13 protein-coding genes are annotated in these 16,767 nt (G+C 66.6%); 9 read left to right on the top strand and 4 right to left on the bottom strand.

Annotated elements, in window-relative coordinates; translation table 11 throughout:
- Positions 1–18: 18 nt before the first annotated feature.
- Positions 19–930 carry an enoyl-CoA hydratase/isomerase family protein gene (locus tag U0034_RS11660; protein WP_085227767.1) on the bottom strand — a complete coding sequence of 304 codons (912 nt, stop codon included), beginning with the start codon at positions 928–930 and terminating at the stop codon, positions 19–21.
- Positions 931–1,071: 141 nt separating this feature from the next.
- Entirely contained in the window at positions 1,072–2,064 is a 993-nt protein-coding gene (locus tag U0034_RS11655) for a fumarylacetoacetate hydrolase family protein (protein ID WP_085227766.1), read from the bottom strand.
- A 248-nt stretch (positions 2,065–2,312) separates the two neighbouring features.
- Here U0034_RS11655 and U0034_RS11650 point away from each other — a divergent pair, with 248 nt between their 5' ends.
- From U0034_RS11650 to metH, 4 genes are all read left to right on the top strand, one after another.
- Positions 2,313–3,500, top strand: coding sequence for a DUF3108 domain-containing protein (locus tag U0034_RS11650; RefSeq protein WP_085227765.1), 1,188 nt, complete (start codon positions 2,313–2,315; stop codon positions 3,498–3,500).
- Positions 3,501–3,751: 251 nt separating this feature from the next.
- A complete protein-coding gene (locus U0034_RS11645) occupies positions 3,752–4,009 on the top strand; it encodes a BTH_I0359 family protein (protein WP_085227764.1) in 258 nt (85 codons plus the stop codon).
- A gap of 176 nt (positions 4,010–4,185) precedes the next feature.
- Positions 4,186–5,283 carry a homocysteine S-methyltransferase family protein gene (locus tag U0034_RS11640; protein ID WP_085227763.1) on the top strand — a complete coding sequence of 366 codons (1,098 nt, stop codon included), beginning with the start codon at positions 4,186–4,188 and terminating at the stop codon, positions 5,281–5,283.
- A gap of 97 nt (positions 5,284–5,380) precedes the next feature.
- Positions 5,381–8,098: a methionine synthase gene (metH, locus tag U0034_RS11635; RefSeq protein WP_085227762.1), complete on the top strand. Its 2,718-nt coding sequence runs from the start codon at positions 5,381–5,383 to the stop codon at positions 8,096–8,098.
- 214 nt (positions 8,099–8,312) lie between these two features.
- Here the strand turns inward: metH and U0034_RS11630 are convergent, their stop codons facing one another.
- Positions 8,313–8,639, bottom strand: a complete 327-nt coding sequence (locus U0034_RS11630) for a DUF1840 domain-containing protein (protein ID WP_085227761.1) — start codon at positions 8,637–8,639, stop codon at positions 8,313–8,315.
- 257 nt (positions 8,640–8,896) lie between these two features.
- On the opposite strand from U0034_RS11630, the gene argS reads away from it, so the two are divergent.
- The 5 genes from argS (at position 8,897) to U0034_RS11605 (ending at position 15,078) form a co-directional block, all read left to right on the top strand.
- Positions 8,897–10,675, top strand: a complete 1,779-nt coding sequence (gene argS / locus U0034_RS11625) for an arginine--tRNA ligase (RefSeq protein ID WP_085227760.1) — start codon at positions 8,897–8,899, stop codon at positions 10,673–10,675.
- A gap of 117 nt (positions 10,676–10,792) precedes the next feature.
- Entirely contained in the window at positions 10,793–11,593 is an 801-nt protein-coding gene (locus U0034_RS11620) for an SPOR domain-containing protein (protein WP_085228095.1), read from the top strand.
- Positions 11,594–11,740: 147 nt separating this feature from the next.
- Positions 11,741–12,379, top strand: coding sequence for a thiol:disulfide interchange protein DsbA/DsbL (locus U0034_RS11615; RefSeq protein ID WP_085227759.1), 639 nt, complete (start codon positions 11,741–11,743; stop codon positions 12,377–12,379).
- A gap of 22 nt (positions 12,380–12,401) precedes the next feature.
- On the top strand, positions 12,402–13,169 hold the full coding sequence (locus U0034_RS11610) for an SDR family oxidoreductase (protein WP_085227758.1): 768 nt from the start codon (positions 12,402–12,404) through the stop codon (positions 13,167–13,169).
- A 313-nt stretch (positions 13,170–13,482) separates the two neighbouring features.
- Positions 13,483–15,078 carry an ABC transporter substrate-binding protein gene (locus U0034_RS11605; protein WP_085227757.1) on the top strand — a complete coding sequence of 532 codons (1,596 nt, stop codon included), beginning with the start codon at positions 13,483–13,485 and terminating at the stop codon, positions 15,076–15,078.
- An 85-nt stretch (positions 15,079–15,163) separates the two neighbouring features.
- Here the strand turns inward: U0034_RS11605 and U0034_RS11600 are convergent, their stop codons facing one another.
- Positions 15,164–16,753: a tetratricopeptide repeat protein gene (locus U0034_RS11600; RefSeq protein WP_085227756.1), complete on the bottom strand. Its 1,590-nt coding sequence runs from the start codon at positions 16,751–16,753 to the stop codon at positions 15,164–15,166.
- Positions 16,754–16,767 lie beyond the last annotated feature (14 nt).

Here is a 16,767-nt window from a genome sequence, read left to right as displayed (position 1 = left end):
CCAGTACAGCCGCGCTGCTCAGAGCGCGCCGGCCTCGTCGGGAAATTCGGGGGCGCGCCGCTCGCGCAGCGAGCGAATTCCCTCCTGCACATCCGGTCCGCAGAACCCCATGAATTCGAGCGCGAGCGACGTGTCGAAGGTTGGCCCGGCCAGCCGCAGCCAGTTGTTCAGCGCATATTTCGTCCAGCGTATCGCGCTTTGCGAGCCGAGCGCCAGCCGTGTTGCGACTTCGAAGGCCTTCGGCAGCAGATCGGCCGGTTCGACCGCGAGCGAGACGAGCCCGATGCGCTCCGCCTCGGCGCCGCTCACGGGCTCGCACAGCAGCAGGTGATACTTCGCCTTGGCCATGCCGCACAGGAGCGGCCAGACGATGGCAGCATGGTCGCCCGCCGCCACGCCGAGCCGCGTATGGCCATCGATGATGCGCGCGTCGACCGCGGCGATCGATACGTCGGCGAGCAGCCCGGCGACGAGTCCGGCCCCCACGGCCGGCCCGTGCATCGCCGAGACGATCGGCTTGCTGCAATTGATGACGTTGTAGACGAGTTCGCGCGCTTCGCGCCACACGCGCGTGCGCACGTCGTGGCTGGCCGCCATCTGCTCGACGAGCGCCAGATCGCCGCCCGCCGAGAAGCCCTTGCCTTCGCCGCGGATGATCGCCACCCGCGTGGCGGGGTCGCGGTCGACGTCGCGCCAGATCTCGGCAAGCTCCCGATGCATGTGTTCGTCGGCCGTGGCGAGGTTGCTGCGGTTGGCGCCCTCGCCGCTCATGACGACCTCGAGCACGCCGTGAGCGTGCCGCTGCACCCGCAGCGACCGGTACCGCGCATAGACGTCGGATCGTGCAAACGCGGCCTGCGCCGCGTCGGCGGGCTGTGTGGCTTCGCCGGCCCGCTCGGCGGCGCCCGTGGACTCAGCGGTCTCGCTCATGCGTGAAGTCTCGTCCATATCGTTCGTGGGGCGGCCGCCGCGCCGCCTGTGCCGCAGCGTGCTGCCGCCGATGTTCGCGCCACCACCAGTGTAGGCCCGCCCGCGCCGCCGGTCATCGGGCGAAACCCGGCGCGATGCCGCTCAGCGGGCCTCGTCGGGCGGTGCGACCGACTGCTCGATGGCGCCGAAGATCGATCGCCCCGCCTCGTCGAACACCTCGATCTTGACGGTATCGCCGTACTTCATGAATTCGGTGCCCGGCGCGCCCGTCGCAATGGTTTCGAGGCAGCGCTTCTCGGCAATGCAGCCATAGCCGCGCTTGTCGTCCTTGTTCGAGACCGTCCCCGAGCCGACGATGGAACCGGCCCGCAAATTGCGCGTCTTCGCCGCATGCGCGATCAGCTGGCCGAAGTGGAACACCATGTCGGTTCCGGCATCGGGCTGACCGACCTTGCGGCCGTTCCAATGAACGATCACGGGCCGATGCAGGCGGGCATCGCGCCAATGCTCGCCCAGTTCGTCGGGCGTCACGGCAACGGGCGAAAAGGAGGTGGCCGGCTTGCTCTGGAAGAAGCCGAAACCCTTCGCGAGTTCGTCCGGAATCAGGTTGCGCAGCGAAACGTCGTTGGCGAGCACGACGAGCCTCACGCTCTTCGCGGCGGCCTCAGGGCTCGCGCCCATCGGCACGTCGCCCGTCACCACGGCCACCTCCGCCTCGAAGTCGATGCCGAACGCCTCGCTAGCGCAAACGATATCGTCGCAAGGGCCGAGGAAATCGTCGCTGCCGCCCTGGTACATGAGCGGATCGGACCAGAACTCGGGCGGCATCTCGGCGCCGCGCGCACGCCTCACGAGTTCCACGTGGTTCACGTAGGCCGAGCCGTCGGCCCATTGGTATGCGCGCGGCAGAGGCGCCATGCAGTCTTTCGGCTCGAAGGCGAAAGCATGGCGCGCGCGGCCGTGGTTCAGGAAATCGGAGAGTTCCGCGAGCTGAGGCGCATAGAACGGCCAATCGTCCAGTGCGCGCTGCAGCGTGGGCGCGATGGCGTCCGCGATCGCGGCCGTGCGCAGATCGCGCGACACGACGATGAGCTGCCCGTCGCGCGAGCCGTCCTTGAGCGTGGCAAGTTTCATGGAGAGTGAAGGCGTTGCTGTGACGATAGAGGGAATCTATTTTACGATGATGGATCGTAGTCTTCGACGCGGCGTCGATACGCTCGCCGGCCGCGCCCGCCGGAGCGTTCGAATCGCGCCCGGCCAGGCGGCCGCCTCACGAGAATTCGTTCGCCATCCTGACTCGGCCGCCCGCGCGTTCGTCGCCCTTCGTCTTTGCTCGTCTTCGCTCGTCTTTGCCTGTCTTCGCTTGCAGCAGCCTCGCCGCCATGACCTTCGCCTACGCCCCGGATGTTCCACTCGCCGACCGCCGTGCAGCACCGCGCGCGTGGCGATGGAGCGTCGTACTCGTCGGCGTGGTGTGCCTCCATCTGGCGCTCGGAATCTGGTTCGCCCGTCAGCGCGACGCGTTCGCCCCCCCGGCTGCCACGCCGCCCGTCGAAGTCGCGCTGCTGCAGCCCGAGCGCGTCGCCCGCGAGCCGTCGACAGGGCACGCCGGCAGCTCGCCGGCGCCACGCCCCGCTCCCGCGCGGCGAGGCGCACCGCACCGGCGCGAAGACTCCGTGCTGCAAGCCCTCGCCCCCGCGAAGCAGGCGCCGGCCGCCCCGGCCACGGCCGCAAGCGCGCCTTCCGCGCAAACGCAAGCCTCGGGCGCCTCCGCAGGCTCGGGAGCGGCGCCGGGCGGCCCGGCAACGGACGGCCACGGCAGTGCAGGCGAAAGCGGCGCCAAGTTCTCGGTCCCGCCGTCCGGCGACCTCAGCTACGACACGTTTTACAACGGCGTGCAAAACCAATCGGGCACGATTCACTGGGCCAGCGACGGGAAAAGCTACGAAATGGAGGTGTCGATACCGCTGCCGTTCGTCGGAACATTCACCTATGCCAGCCGGGGCCGCATCGACGCATTCGGACTCGCACCCGAACGTTACGTCGAGCACCGCGGGCGCCGCGGCGAGAATGTGACAACGTTCGAGCGCGACGCAAAACGCATCGCCTTCACGCGCACGAGCGCGACGCTCGCGTTGCCGGACGGCGCGCAGGATCGCTTCAGCATGGTCATGCAGCTCGCGAGCCTCGTGCGCGGGGATCCCGAGGTCTATCGGCCGGGCGTGACGCGCAATTTTTACGTCGCCGACAGCGACAGCGGCGAGATCTGGCCCATCGAGACGATCGGAGACGAAACCGTCCGGACGTCGAGCGGCTTCGTGAACGCGCGGCATTTCATGCGACTGCCTCGGCGCGCGGGCGATTCGCGGCGCATCGACGTCTGGCTGGCCCCGGCGCTCGGCTGGTTACCCGTACGCATTGCGCAGACCGAACCGAACGGCACCGTGGTGGAGCTCGTCTGGCACGGCCGCCCCGGCCCCTCGGGCTCGGAAAATGCGGACCCGCGGGTGACGCCCCCGGATACGTCAGGCGTTGCACCGGAACAAGCGCCGGTGCGCGAAAAGCCCTAAACCGGCGGCCTGCGCTGCCGTTAAGAGTGATATCGGTGCGCACAATTGCTTACCGATGTTGCACTCGCCGCTCGAACGTTTTGTATGGCCAGGGTCTAAATTTCAGGTCTGCGACGCCGTGTTTGGAATGCGAGGTCGGTTTCTTGCTCGGTTTAAGCGTCGTTTAAGACCCACCCCTTGAAATTCCATACACAACGCTCCAATTACAGGGCGGAAACGGCCAGGAGCCAAACGGAATAAGGAGTGTCGCCATGCAGATGATCTACAACAGCCCCAATTATTGTGTCGTCGAGTTCGCGCCGCAGGCCGGCCACCTCGCGATGAACGCGGGTGGCTATGAAATCGTGGACAAGAACACGCAGCGCGAGATCTTCATCGATGGCGCAATGGCGGCACGTTTCCGTGAACACGTGCGCAAGCTGATCGAGGAAGAACCGTCGCTCGATGAAGTCGACGAGTTCCTAGGCCAGTTCGACAGCCTGATGAATCAACCCGTCGTGCTGCACTGATACGGTGCGCGCGGCGGCGCGACACCTCCCGCAGTCCGTGAGAAACCCCGTCCGGCTTCGCCGGCGGGGTTTTTTTCTGCGCGCGCGGCGGGCGGGCCGCGCCGGGCGGCTGCCGTCGGCTGCCGCTACAATGTATGGTTTCTCCGATCGCGCACACCGTCCGTGCCTTTTTTGCCATGACCACGTCTGCCGCCTCATCCGCCCCTTCCGCCGGGAAGCCCGCCGCGCGCACCGCGGCGGCGGCATCCGCCTATACGCGGGGCGCAGCCCTGCCCGCGCTGCTTGCCTCGCGCATCCTGATCCTCGACGGCGCAATGGGCACGATGATCCAGCGTTACAAGCTGGACGAGGCACGCTACCGCGGCGAACGCTTCAAGGATTTCCCGCACGACGTGAAAGGCAACAACGAACTGCTCTCGCTGACGCAGCCTCGGATCATCGGCGAAATCCACGAGCAGTATCTGGCGGCCGGCGCCGATATCATCGAGACGAACACGTTCGGCGCAACGAGCGTGGCGCAGGCCGATTACGGCATGCAGTCGCTCGCGCACGAAATGAACGTTGCGTCGGCGCGGCTCGCACGCGCCGCCTGCGAGAAATATTCGACGCCCGACAAGCCGCGCTTCGTGGCCGGCGCAATCGGCCCGACCCCGAAGACGGCCAGCATCTCGCCCGACGTGAACGACCCGGGCGCACGCAACGTAAGCTTCGACGAACTGCGCGCGGCCTACTATGAGCAGGCCGCGGCGCTGCTCGAGGGTGGCGCGGACCTTTTCCTCGTCGAAACGATCTTCGATACGCTCAACGCCAAGGCGGCGCTCTTCGCGCTCGACGAACTTTTCGAGAACACGGGCGAGCGGCTGCCGATCATGGTCTCGGGCACGGTCACCGACGCCTCGGGCCGCATCCTCTCGGGGCAGACCGTCGAAGCGTTCTGGAACTCGCTGCGGCACGCGAAGCCGCTCACGTTCGGCCTCAACTGCGCGTTGGGTGCCGCGCTCATGCGGCCATACATCGCCGAGCTATCCAAGCTGTGCGATACCTATGTGTCGTGCTATCCGAACGCGGGCCTGCCGAACCCGATGAGCGAGACCGGCTTCGACGAAACACCCGAGGACACCTCCGGCCTGCTCAAGGAGTTCGCGCAGGCTGGCCTCGTCAACCTCGCCGGCGGGTGCTGCGGCACCACGCCCGAGCATATCGCGGCGATCGCCAAGGCGCTCGCCGAGGTGAAGCCGCGGCGCTGGCCCGGCCAGTACCGCGAGGCGGCCTGAGCCGACGCACGCCCCGTGTGGCGCTAACCCGCGCCGCACGGGCCTCGAGTCGCCGCGCACGCGGCAACGACGAACCGATCACCGAACCGCATTCATCATGACCGACCACACGATGCGCCTTGCCGGCCTCGAGCCGTTCAACGTCACGACCGGGACGCTTTTCATCAACGTCGGCGAACGCACCAACGTGACCGGCTCGAAGGCGTTCGCGCGCATGATCCTCAACGGCCAGTTCGACGAGGCGCTCGCGGTCGCGCGGCAGCAGGTCGAAAACGGCGCGCAGATCATCGACATCAACATGGACGAAGCGATGCTCGATTCGAAGGCGGCGATGGTCCGCTTTCTGAATCTCATCGCCTCGGAGCCCGACATCGCGCGCGTGCCGATCATGATCGATTCGTCGAAGTGGGAAGTGATCGAAGCGGGCCTCAAGTGCGTGCAAGGCAAGGCGATCGTCAACTCGATCTCGCTGAAGGAAGGCGAGGACGCGTTCCGCCATCACGCAAACCTCATTCGCCGCTATGGCGCAGCGGCCGTGGTCATGGCGTTCGATGAAACGGGGCAGGCCGATACGTTCCAGCGCAAGACCGAAATCTGCACGCGCTCGTATCGGATCCTCGTCGACGAGGTGGGCTTTCCACCGGAAGACATCATCTTCGATCCGAACATCTTCGCCGTGGCCACCGGCATCGAAGAGCACAACAACTACGCCGTCGACTTCATCGAGGCAACGCGCTGGATCAAGCAGAACCTGCCTTACGCGAAGGTGAGCGGCGGCGTTTCGAACGTGTCGTTCTCGTTTCGCGGCAACGATCCGGTGCGCGAGGCGATTCACACCGTCTTCCTCTATCACGCGATCCAGGCGGGCATGGATATGGGCATCGTCAACGCCGGGCAGCTCGGCGTCTATGCCGAGCTCGACGCCGAGCTGCGCGAGCGCGTGGAGGACGTGGTTCTGAACCGCCGGGGCGACGCCACCGACCGCCTGCTCGAAATCGCCGACAAGTTCAAGGCCGGCGCCGCGAAAAAGGAGGAAAACCTCGAGTGGCGCAATCAGCCCGTCGAGGCGCGCCTCGCCCACGCGCTGGTGCACGGCATCACGACGTTCATCGTCGAAGACACCGAGGAAGCGCGTCAGAAGATCGCCGCCGCGGGCGGCCGGCCGATCAACGTGATCGAAGGGCCGTTGATGGACGGCATGAACATCGTGGGCGACCTCTTCGGCCAGGGCAAGATGTTTCTGCCGCAGGTGGTCAAGTCGGCGCGCGTCATGAAGCAGGCCGTCGCGCACCTCATCCCGTTCATCGAGGAAGAAAAGCGGCTGCTCGCCGAAGCGGGCGGCGACGTGCGCGCGAAGGGCAAGATCGTCATCGCGACCGTCAAAGGCGACGTGCACGACATCGGCAAGAACATCGTCTCCGTCGTCCTCCAATGCAACAACTTCGAGGTCGTGAACATGGGCGTCATGGTGCCCTGCAGCGACATTCTCGCGAAGGCGAAGGTCGAAGGCGCCGATATCGTCGGCCTGTCGGGACTCATTACGCCGAGCCTCGAGGAGATGGCCTACGTCGCCTCCGAGATGCAGCGCGACGAGTATTTCCGCATCCGAAAGATCCCGCTGCTGATCGGCGGCGCAACGACCTCGCGCGTGCACACGGCCGTGAAGATCGCCCCGCATTACGAAGGGCCCGTGGTCTACGTGCCCGATGCGTCGCGTTCCGTCTCGGTCGCCTCGAACCTGCTTTCCGACGAAGGCGCGGCCAAGTACCTCGACGAGCTGAAGGCCGACTACGCCCGCATCCGCGAGCAGCATGCGAACAAGAAGGCGCAGCCGATGGTCACGCTCGCCGAAGCGCGCGCGAACAAGACGAAGATCGACTGGGCCGGCTACCGGCCCGTGAAACCGAAGTTCGTCGGCCGGCGTCTTTTCAAGAACTACGACCTCAACGAACTCGTCGATTACATCGACTGGGGCCCGTTCTTCCAGACCTGGGACCTTGCCGGCGCGTATCCGGCAATCCTCAACGACGAGATCGTGGGCGAATCGGCAAGACGCGTCTTCTCGGACGCCAAGACGATGCTCTCGCGGCTCATCCAGGGCCGCTGGCTCACGGCGAACGGCGTCATCGCGCTGTTGCCCGCCAATACGGTCGGCGACGACGACATCGAGATCTACACCGACGAATCGCGCAGCGAGGTGGCGCTGACATGGCGCAATCTGCGCCAGCAGTCGGTACGGCCCGTCGTCGACGGCGTCATGCGGCCGAACCGTTCGCTCGCCGATTTCATCGCACCGAAGGAATCCGGAGTGGCCGATTACATCGGTCTTTTCGCCGTCACGGCCGGCCTCGGCGTCGACGTGAAGGAAAAGCAGTTCCTCGCCGATCACGACGACTACAGCGCGATCATGCTCAAGGCGCTCGCGGACCGCTTTGCCGAGGCGTTTGCCGAGGCGATGCATGCGCGGGTGCGGCGCGAGTTGTGGGGCTATGCGTCAGACGAAACGCTCGACAACGAAGCGCTGATCGCCGAGCGTTATGCGGGCATCCGGCCCGCCCCGGGCTACCCGGCCTGCCCCGATCATCTCGTGAAGCGCGATCTGTTCCGGGTACTCAAGGCCGAGGAAGCCAGCATGACCGTGACCGATTCGCTCGCCATGCTGCCCGCCGCCAGCGTCTCGGGCTTTTACATCGCGCACCCGGAAAGCCGCTACTTCTCGGTCGGCAAGATCGGCCGCGATCAGCTCGAGGACTATGCGCGCCGCATGGGGCTGTCGATGACCGACGCCGAACGCGCGCTCGCGCCGCAACTCTGAGCGCCCCCGCGTGCCCGAGCCGTGCCGGCCTCGACGTCCGGCAGGGCCGCGGTGGACTGTGGTGGACTTTGGCGGCCGCCAAAAAACAGGAGCCCGCTTCCGACCGACAGCCGGAAGCGGGCTCTTCGCTTTCCAACGGACGACGCGGCGGATGCCGACCGCCGTACCTGCCATGCGGGCAGGCGGCCTGCGCGCTTCGTGCGCTTCGTGCGCCTCAGACGCCCCAGAGGACGTCGGTGTTGTCCTTTCTCGCCGCGCGCAGCATGTCGAGGAACGGGAATGCGCGTTGCGCGAGTCCGATCGGCAACTCGTGCGGCTCGTGGCCGTCCTCGCCCTCATGGAAATGGCCCTCGTGCTCGGCGGCCTCTTTCTTATCGACGACGATGGCCGCCTCGAGCTTCGCGATGGCCGCATCGAGTTCGTCGTGCGTGATGACGCCGCGTGCGCCAAGCGGCTTGCCGACGATCCCGACCAGATATTGGGCCAGGTTCTCGAGCATGATGACGTCCGGCGCCGAGCGGCATTTGAAAGTGATGAGCATGACCCATTCCCCAGGTTTTCGTGTCGAACGCAAAGCACCGCGGCTGCCGCCGGCTACCGCCGCCGGCACGGTGCCGCTGATTCAAGATATTAGCACCCTGTTAAAATCGGCCTAGCCTCAAAACAAGCGCGCCCGCACGCGCCGGCCACGCACCATGCCCCGGCCGGCCGCAGCGCGCGCCGGGCGCCCGGCGCGGCCCGCCTCGCGCTTCGCTTCGCGCCTCGGCGCCAACGCCCCATTCGACTGACCGAATCAGCATGCTGCCCGTACAGAAACAGACTCTCGAAACGCTGCTCGCCACGAGCGTCCAGCAAGTGGCCACCGAACTCGCAGGCGCAACCGCGCCTGCCTTGCCCGCGATCGTGCTCGAACGGCCCAAGGCGGCCGCGCACGGCGATGTCGCCTGCAACGCCGCCATGCAGCTCGCCAAGCCGCTCAAGAAGAACCCGCGCGAGCTCGCGCAGCGCATTGTCGACGCGCTCGTCGCGCAGCCGGACGCGCACGGTCTCGTGCAGAGCGCCGAGATCGCCGGCCCCGGCTTCATCAACCTGCGGCTCACCGCCGGCGCCAGGCAGGCCGTGGTCGCGGCCGTGCTCGACGAGGCCGCGGCATTCGGCCGCTCGCAGGCCGATGCCGGCAAGCACGTGCTGCTCGAGTTCGTGTCGGCCAACCCCACGGGCCCGCTGCACGTGGGCCACGGCCGCCAGGCGGCGCTCGGCGACGCCCTCGCCAACGTGCTCGCGAGCCAGGGCTACGACGTGCACCGCGAGTTCTACTACAACGACGCGGGCGTGCAGATCCAAAACCTGGCTGTGTCCACGCAGGCGCGCGCGCGCGGGCTCAAGCCCGGCGACGCGGGCTGGCCCGAGGCCGCCTACAACGGCGAGTACATCGCCGACATCGCCCGCGACTATCTGAACGGCGAGACGGTCTCGGCCTCGGACGGCGAACCCGTCAAGGGCGCGGGCGACCCGGAGAACATCGAAGCCATCCGCAGGTTCGCCGTGGCCTATCTGCGCCACGAGCAGGACATGGACCTGCAGGCGTTCGGCGTGAAGTTCGACCGCTACTACCTCGAATCGTCGCTTTATACCGAAGGACGCGTCGAGAAGACCGTGCAGGCGCTCGTGGCCGCCGGCAAGACGTTCGAGCAGGATGGCGCGCTGTGGCTGCGCACAACCGAGTACGGCGACGACAAGGACCGCGTGATGCGCAAGTCCGACGGCACCTATACGTACTTCGTGCCCGACGTCGCCTATCACGTGACGAAGTGGGAGCGCGGCTTCACGAAGGTCATCAACATTCAGGGCTCGGACCATCACGGCACGATCGCGCGCGTGCGCGCCGGTCTGCAGGCACTGGGCGTCGGCATTCCGCTGGGTTACCCCGACTACGTGCTGCACAAGATGGTCACCGTCATGCGCGACGGTCAGGAGGTCAAGATTTCGAAGCGGGCAGGCAGCTACGTGACCGTGCGCGACCTCATCGAATGGTCGGGCGGCGCGGCGCCGGGCTCCGAAGCCTCTCCCGATCTCGTCGACGAAGCAACGATCCGGCGCGGGCGCGACGCGGTGCGCTTTTTCCTCATCTCGCGCAAGGCCGATACCGAATTCGTATTCGACGTCGACCTCGCGCTGAAGCAAAACGACGAGAATCCCGTCTACTACGTGCAATACGCGCACGCGCGGATCTGCTCGGTGCTCAACGAATGGAAGGCACGCTTCGGCGGCGACGAATCCGTGCTCGCACGCACGAGCACGGCGCCGCTCACGAGCGAGCGCGCGAGCGCCCTGCTCGCGAAGCTCGCCGAGTACCCCGACGTACTCACGCACGCCGCACAGGAGCTGGCCCCGCACGCGGTCGCGTTCTATCTGCGCGAACTCGCCGGCGAATTCCACTCGTTCTACAATGCCGAGCGCGTTCTCGTGGACGAGCGCGACGAGCGCGAAGCGCGCATTGCCCTCATCGCGGCCACGCGACAAGTGCTGGCCAACGGTCTTGCCATCATCGGCGTATCGGCGCCGACGAAGATGTAACGGCACACGGGCGGCGTGCGGCCCCCTCGCTATAATCGGGGGCCGCATGGGCACGCCTTCATGGCGCCCCGCCCGAAATTTCCGATTTCCGGGTTTCTTTCGCAGGTGATTCAGATAATGGCAAAACCGAGCCGCACTCCGCCGCGCAGCACATCGAAACAGGCCAAGCAAAAGGGAAGCACCTTCCTCGGCATCGTCCTCGGTCTCATCGTCGGGCTGGCGATTGCCGTGGTCGTCGCGCTCTATATCACGCGCGCGCCCACGCCTTTCGTCGAGAAAGTGCAGCCGCCGGCATCGGGCGGCGCCGTCGACCAGCAATACGACCCCAACCGCTCCCTGCAAGGGAAGTCGCCGGGCCAGCCGGTGGCACCGCAAGCCGCCCAGAATCCGCCGCCGAATACCGCGCCGGGCCAGTCCACGGCGAAGCCCGGTGCGCAGCCCGGGCTGCTCGAAGAGCCGCAGATCGTCGAAGTGCCGCCCTCGGCGTCGGGTGCCGCCAACGCACCGGCGCAGGCCCCGGCCCAGCAGCAGCAAAACGGCAACGCCGCCACGCCCCCCGTGAAGAAGCCGCCCCAAACGGCAAATGCGCCGGCGGCCGGCAGCGCAGCGCCCGCGCCGCAGCAGCATGCGGCGAATTCCGCATCGACCGCTGCCGCGAGCGCAGCCAGCGCGCAGGCCAATACCGGCTACTTCCTGCAGGTCGGCTCGTACAAGACCGCGGCCGATGCCGAACAGCAGCGCGCGCGCCTTGCGTTCCAGGGTTTCGAATCGAAAGTCACCCAGCGCGATGCAAGCGGCACGACCTACTATCGCGTGCGGATCGGGCCGTTCGCCAAGTTCGAGGACATGAACGCGACGCGCCAACGCCTTTCGGAAGCTGGTGTGGACACCGCTGTGATCCGCTTCACGAAGCAGTAAGATCATGTGCCGGCAACGGCATGAAGCGCCGCCCGCGGCTGAACCAACCGCCGCCGGCGCGAGTCTCAGACGGCGGCCGTGCGCTGTTTCGCCCACCTCCAGACGGGTGGCGGCAGGCGTCGGCCGCTTACCGATATCCAGGCCAATATGAAAAAGCTGATTCGCACTTTCGTCTTCTCGGTCGGTCTCGCCATGTTCAGCGTGGCGCAGGCGTCGCCTTCCGCCCCCGTCTCGGGCACCGACTACAGCGTCCTTCCGGCGGCCCAGCCCGTGGATGTGCCGGCCGGCAAGATCGCAGTCATCGAGTTCTTCTGGTACGGTTGCCCCCATTGCAACGAGTTCGATCCGTACCTTGAAGCGTGGGTGAAGAAGCAAGGCCCGGACGTCGTCTTCAAGCGCGTGCCGGTAGCGTTCCGCCCGGACTTCATTCCGCACTCCAAGCTCTACCATGCGCTCGAGGCGCTCGGCAAAACCGATCTCACGCCCGTGATCTTCAACGAGATCCACAAAAACAAGAATTACCTGCTCACGCCCGAGGCGCAGGCCGACTTCCTGGCCAAGCAAGGGGTGGACAAGAAGAAGTTCCTCGACGCCTACAACTCGTTCTCGACGCAAAGCGCGCTCAAGCGCGACGCGCAAATGCTCTCCGACTACAAGATCGATGGCGTGCCGACCCTCGCGGTGCAAGGCAAGTACGAAACGAGCCCCTCCATGACGAATAGCCTCACGGGCACGCTGCAGGTGCTCGACTATCTCGTCGCACAGGTTCGCGCGAAGAAGATGTAAGCGGCTGCGCGCCGGTCGATCAATGGCCCTGAAGGTTTTCATCACCGGCGCGTCCAGCGGCATCGGCCTCGCGCTCGCCACCGAATACGCCCGCCGCGGGGCAACGCTCGGGCTCGTCGCCCGGCGCGTCGATGCGCTCGAGGCCTTTGCCGGGCAACACCCGGCGCTGGCCGTTTCGTGCTACCGCGCCGACGTGCGCGATCCCGCCTCGCTCGCCGAAGCAGCCCGCCGTTTCATTGCCGCGCATGGGCTGCCCGACGTCGTGATCGCCAACGCCGGCATCAGCAAAGGCGTCGCCACAGGCCATGGCGATCTCGACGCGTTTCGCGAAGTCATGGACATCAACTGCTTCGGCATGGCGGCGACTTTCGAGCCGTTCGCCGCGGCAATGGCCGAAGCACGACGCGGCACGCTCGTGGGCATCGCGAGCATTGCCGGCGTGCGCGGGCTGCCCGGCTCGGGCGCCTACAGCGCCTCGAAGGCCGCGGCGCTCACCTACCTCGAATCGCTGCGCGTGGAAATGCGGCCCTTCGGTGTCGCCGTCGTCACGATCGCGCCCGGCTACATTCGCACGCCGATGACCGCGCACAATCCCTATCCGATGCCGTTCCTGATGGACGTCGATCGCTTCGCGCGCAAAGTCGCCAACGCCATCGATCGCAAGGTCCGCTTCGCCGTCTTCCCCTGGCCCATGCGCATCGTAGCGCTGGCGTTGCGGATGTTGCCGCGCGCGCTCTACGACACGCTCTTCGAGAAGGCGCCTCGCAAACCCCGCCAGCCCGAGAGTTGACGCGGCGAGCGCAACGGTTCGCGCGATGTCGCGGCGCCGTGCGGCACCGTACGACCGCCCGGCGCCACAACGGGCCGCATCGATTCATGCGTGCGCCGTGACGGCCCGCCCGGTGCGCCGGCCGCATGTGCCGGCTTCGCGTCGAGCAAGGTTTTCGATATATCGATATAGTTTTCGCGCCGTTGTCGGACCAGCCGCCTTCGGCTAAGCTGACCGCGGGCCGGGCATGGCACGGGCTTGCCTCGGAAGCCGGCGCCCGCGCGAACGAACGAATACCAACGAAGCAGCACTACGCTTGCCCTCCGGAGAACTCATGCGCGCCACACGGATCGCCGCTCTCATCGCCGCCGCTGCCTGCGCCTTGCCAGCCCTGTCGCTGGCCAAGCCGCTCACGGTTTGCACCGAATCGAGCCCCGACGGCTTCGACGTCGTCCAGTACAACTCGCTCGTGACGACGAACGCGTCGGCCGACGTGATCTTCAATACGCTCGTGTCTTACGACGAAGTCGCGAAAAAAGTCGTTCCCGCGCTGGCCGACAAGTGGGAGGCAAGCCCCGACGGCCTGACCTACACGTTCCATCTGCGTCCGCATGTGGCGTTCCAGAAGACGGAGTATTTTTCGCCGACGCGCGAACTCACGGCCGACGACGTCGTTTTCACGTTCTCGCGCATGCTCGATGCGGGCAATCCGTGGCACAAGGTGACGGGACCGAACGGGTTCCCGCACGCGCAGTCGATGGGCCTCGTCAAGCTCGTGAAAGCGGTGACGAAAGTCGACGACGCAACAGTGAAGTTCGAGCTCAACGAGCCCAACGCGACATTCGTACCGATCCTGACGATGGGCTTCGCATCGATCTATTCGGCCGAGTACGCCGACCAGTTGCTCAAGGCCGGCAGACAGACGGACCTCAATGCGAAGCCCGTCGGCACCGGGCCCTTCGTCCTGAAGAGCTATACGAAAGACGCGGTGATCCGCTATGACGCGAACCCGCAGTACTGGGGGCCCAAGCCGAAGATCGACCGGCTCATCTACGCCATCACGCCCGATGCGGCCGTGCGCGCGCAAAAGGTCAAGGCGCGCGAGTGCGACATTGCGCTCTCGCCGAAGCCGGCCGACGTGGCGGCGGCCAAGTCCGACAAGGCGTTGAAGGTCGTCGAAACACCGGCGTTCATGACCGCCTTCGTGGCATTGAACACGCAGAAAAAGCCGCTCGACAACGACAAGGTGCGACAGGCCCTGAACCTGGCGTTCGATCGCGCGACCTATCTGAAAGTCGTCTTCGACAATACGGCCCAGCCCGCGACGAATCCCTATCCGCCGAATACCTGGAGCTACGACAAGACCATCAAGCCGTATCCCCACGACATCGAGCAAGCCAAAAAGCTGCTCGCGCAGGCCGGCTATCCGAACGGTTTCTCGACGACGATCTGGGTACGCCCGACGGGCAGCGTGCTGAACCCCAATCCGAAAGCGGGCGCGGAGCTGCTGCAGGCCGATCTTGCGAAGATCGGCGTGAAGGCCGAGGTGAAGGTGATCGAATGGGGCGAGCTCATCAAGGAGGCCAAGCAGGGGCAGCATGATCTGCTGTTCATGGGCTGGTCCGGAGACAACGGCGACCCCGATAACTACCTCTCGCCGCTTTTCAGCTGCAATGCCGTGAAATCGGGCATCAATTTCGCGCGCTATTGCGATCCGCAGCTCGACAAGCTCATTGCCGAGGGCCGCGCCACGGCCGATCAGGGCAAGCGCGCGAGCGCCTATGAAGCCGCGCAAAAGATCATCCATGACGAAGCGCTCTGGATCCCGCTCGGCTATCCGACCGCGGCGGCAATCACGCGCGCCGGCGTCAGCGGCTATCAGGTCAGCCCGTTCGGCCGGCAGAACTTCGGCGCCGTTTCCGTGCAGTAGGCGGCAAGCCGCATGCGGACCGCGCCGCTCGCCTCTGGCGCAGTAGGCGCGTCCGCGCCGGCCGGCGGCATGAGCCCGTGTCAGGTCAGCCGCGCCGTCCGGCCTCGTGCTGCACGGCGTCGCGCACCGCCTCGATGACGGGTGCCCAGTCGCCGCGGGCCGGCTGCCTGAAAAGGCGCGCGCACGAGTACCAGGGGCTGTCGGCGCGATCGAGCTGCCAGCGCCAGTCGGGCGTGTAGGGCAGCAGGATCCAAACCGGCGTGCCAAGCGCGCCGGCAAGATGCGCGACCGCGGTGTCGACGCAAATCACGAGATCGAGTTCCGCCACGAGCGCGGCCGTATCGGCGAACGTTCCGAGGCCGTCCGAAACGTCGAGCACGGGCAGCGTGCGCAGCGTGTCGCGATCGGGCTCGCGCACCTCTTTTACGAGCGACACGATCGTCGCCCCCGCGCCGCACGCATCGACGATCGGCCGCCACGACGCAAGCGGCATCGAGCGATTGCGATCGTTCAAGTGTGTGGTACTGCCGCTCCATGCAAGCCCCACGCGCAAGCCGGCGCGCGCTTGGCCGAGGCGCTCGCGCCACGCCGTGCGCCGCGCGGCGTCGGCGTGCAGGTACGGCGTCGGTGCCGGGATCGGCTCCCGATGCGCCGCCAGCGCGAACGGCAGGCTCATCAATGGGCAATGGCGGTCGAACGGCGGCACGGTATCGCTCTCGCCGATGACGGCGGACGTCCCCGGGTAGCCGGCCAACAGAGGCCGCAACGCGTCCTGTACACGCAAGATCACGCGCGCCCCGGTGGTGGCCGCGAGTTTGTCGACGTAGCGGACGAACTGCAGCGTGTCGCCGAACCCCTGCTCGTTGAAAACGAGCAGCGTCTTGCCGGCGAGCGACGCCTCGCCATGCCATGCGTTCGGACCGAACGGATGCTGCTGCCCGCCATCGCGCCAACGCCATTCGTACTCGCGCCAGCCATGCTCGAACTGGCCGAGCAGCAGATTCGTCTGCGCCCGGTTCGTTCGCGCCCCCGCGTGGTCGGACTCGAGCTGGACCGCCTTTTTGAAGACCCGCAGGGCTTCATCGAACCGATGCAGGTCGCGCAACGCAACGCCGAGATTGACGTAGGCGGCGGCACCCGTCGGCTGCAACTCGATAGCGCGCCGGTAGCAGGCGATCTCCTCTTCATAGCGCCCCGCGAGCCCGAGCGCGCGTCCGAGGTTGTAGTGGCTCTGCCAAGCACGCGGCTCGAGTTCGCGTACGCGCTCGAGCGCGCGTGCCGCTTCGTCGAAGCGCCCGAGTTCGCTCGCGCAAAGCGCCGCCGTTTTCAAGGTGGGCAGTGCGTCGGGCGCCATCGCCAAAGCGCGCTCGAAGCAGGCGAGCGCCCGCTCGTGGCGGCCCGCCGCCTGGTTTGTCATGCCCGCATCGTGCTGGCGCTGCGGGCTCGGCGGCAGGTGCTCGATGGCCCGGTCGAAATAATCGGCCGCGTGCGCCGCATCGCCCTCGCGCAGTGCGAGGTAGGCGAGCCCTTCGAGCGCTTCGCCGTGCTCGGGCGCGATCTCGACCGCTTCGCGCAGCAGCCGCCTGGCCTCTTCCCAACGCGACGCCCGGAAATGCAGATGGGCCGCATCGAGCAGGCCCTGGAGGTCGCGCGGCGTGGCGTCGGACGGATTCATGAGTCGGAACGGTA

The sequence above is a fragment of the Trinickia caryophylli genome (assembly GCF_034424545.1).
In the GTDB taxonomy this organism is placed as follows: domain Bacteria; phylum Pseudomonadota; class Gammaproteobacteria; order Burkholderiales; family Burkholderiaceae; genus Trinickia; species Trinickia caryophylli.
The sequence above is the reverse complement of the archived record's forward strand: the minus strand, read 5'-3'. Positions and strand labels throughout refer to the sequence as shown.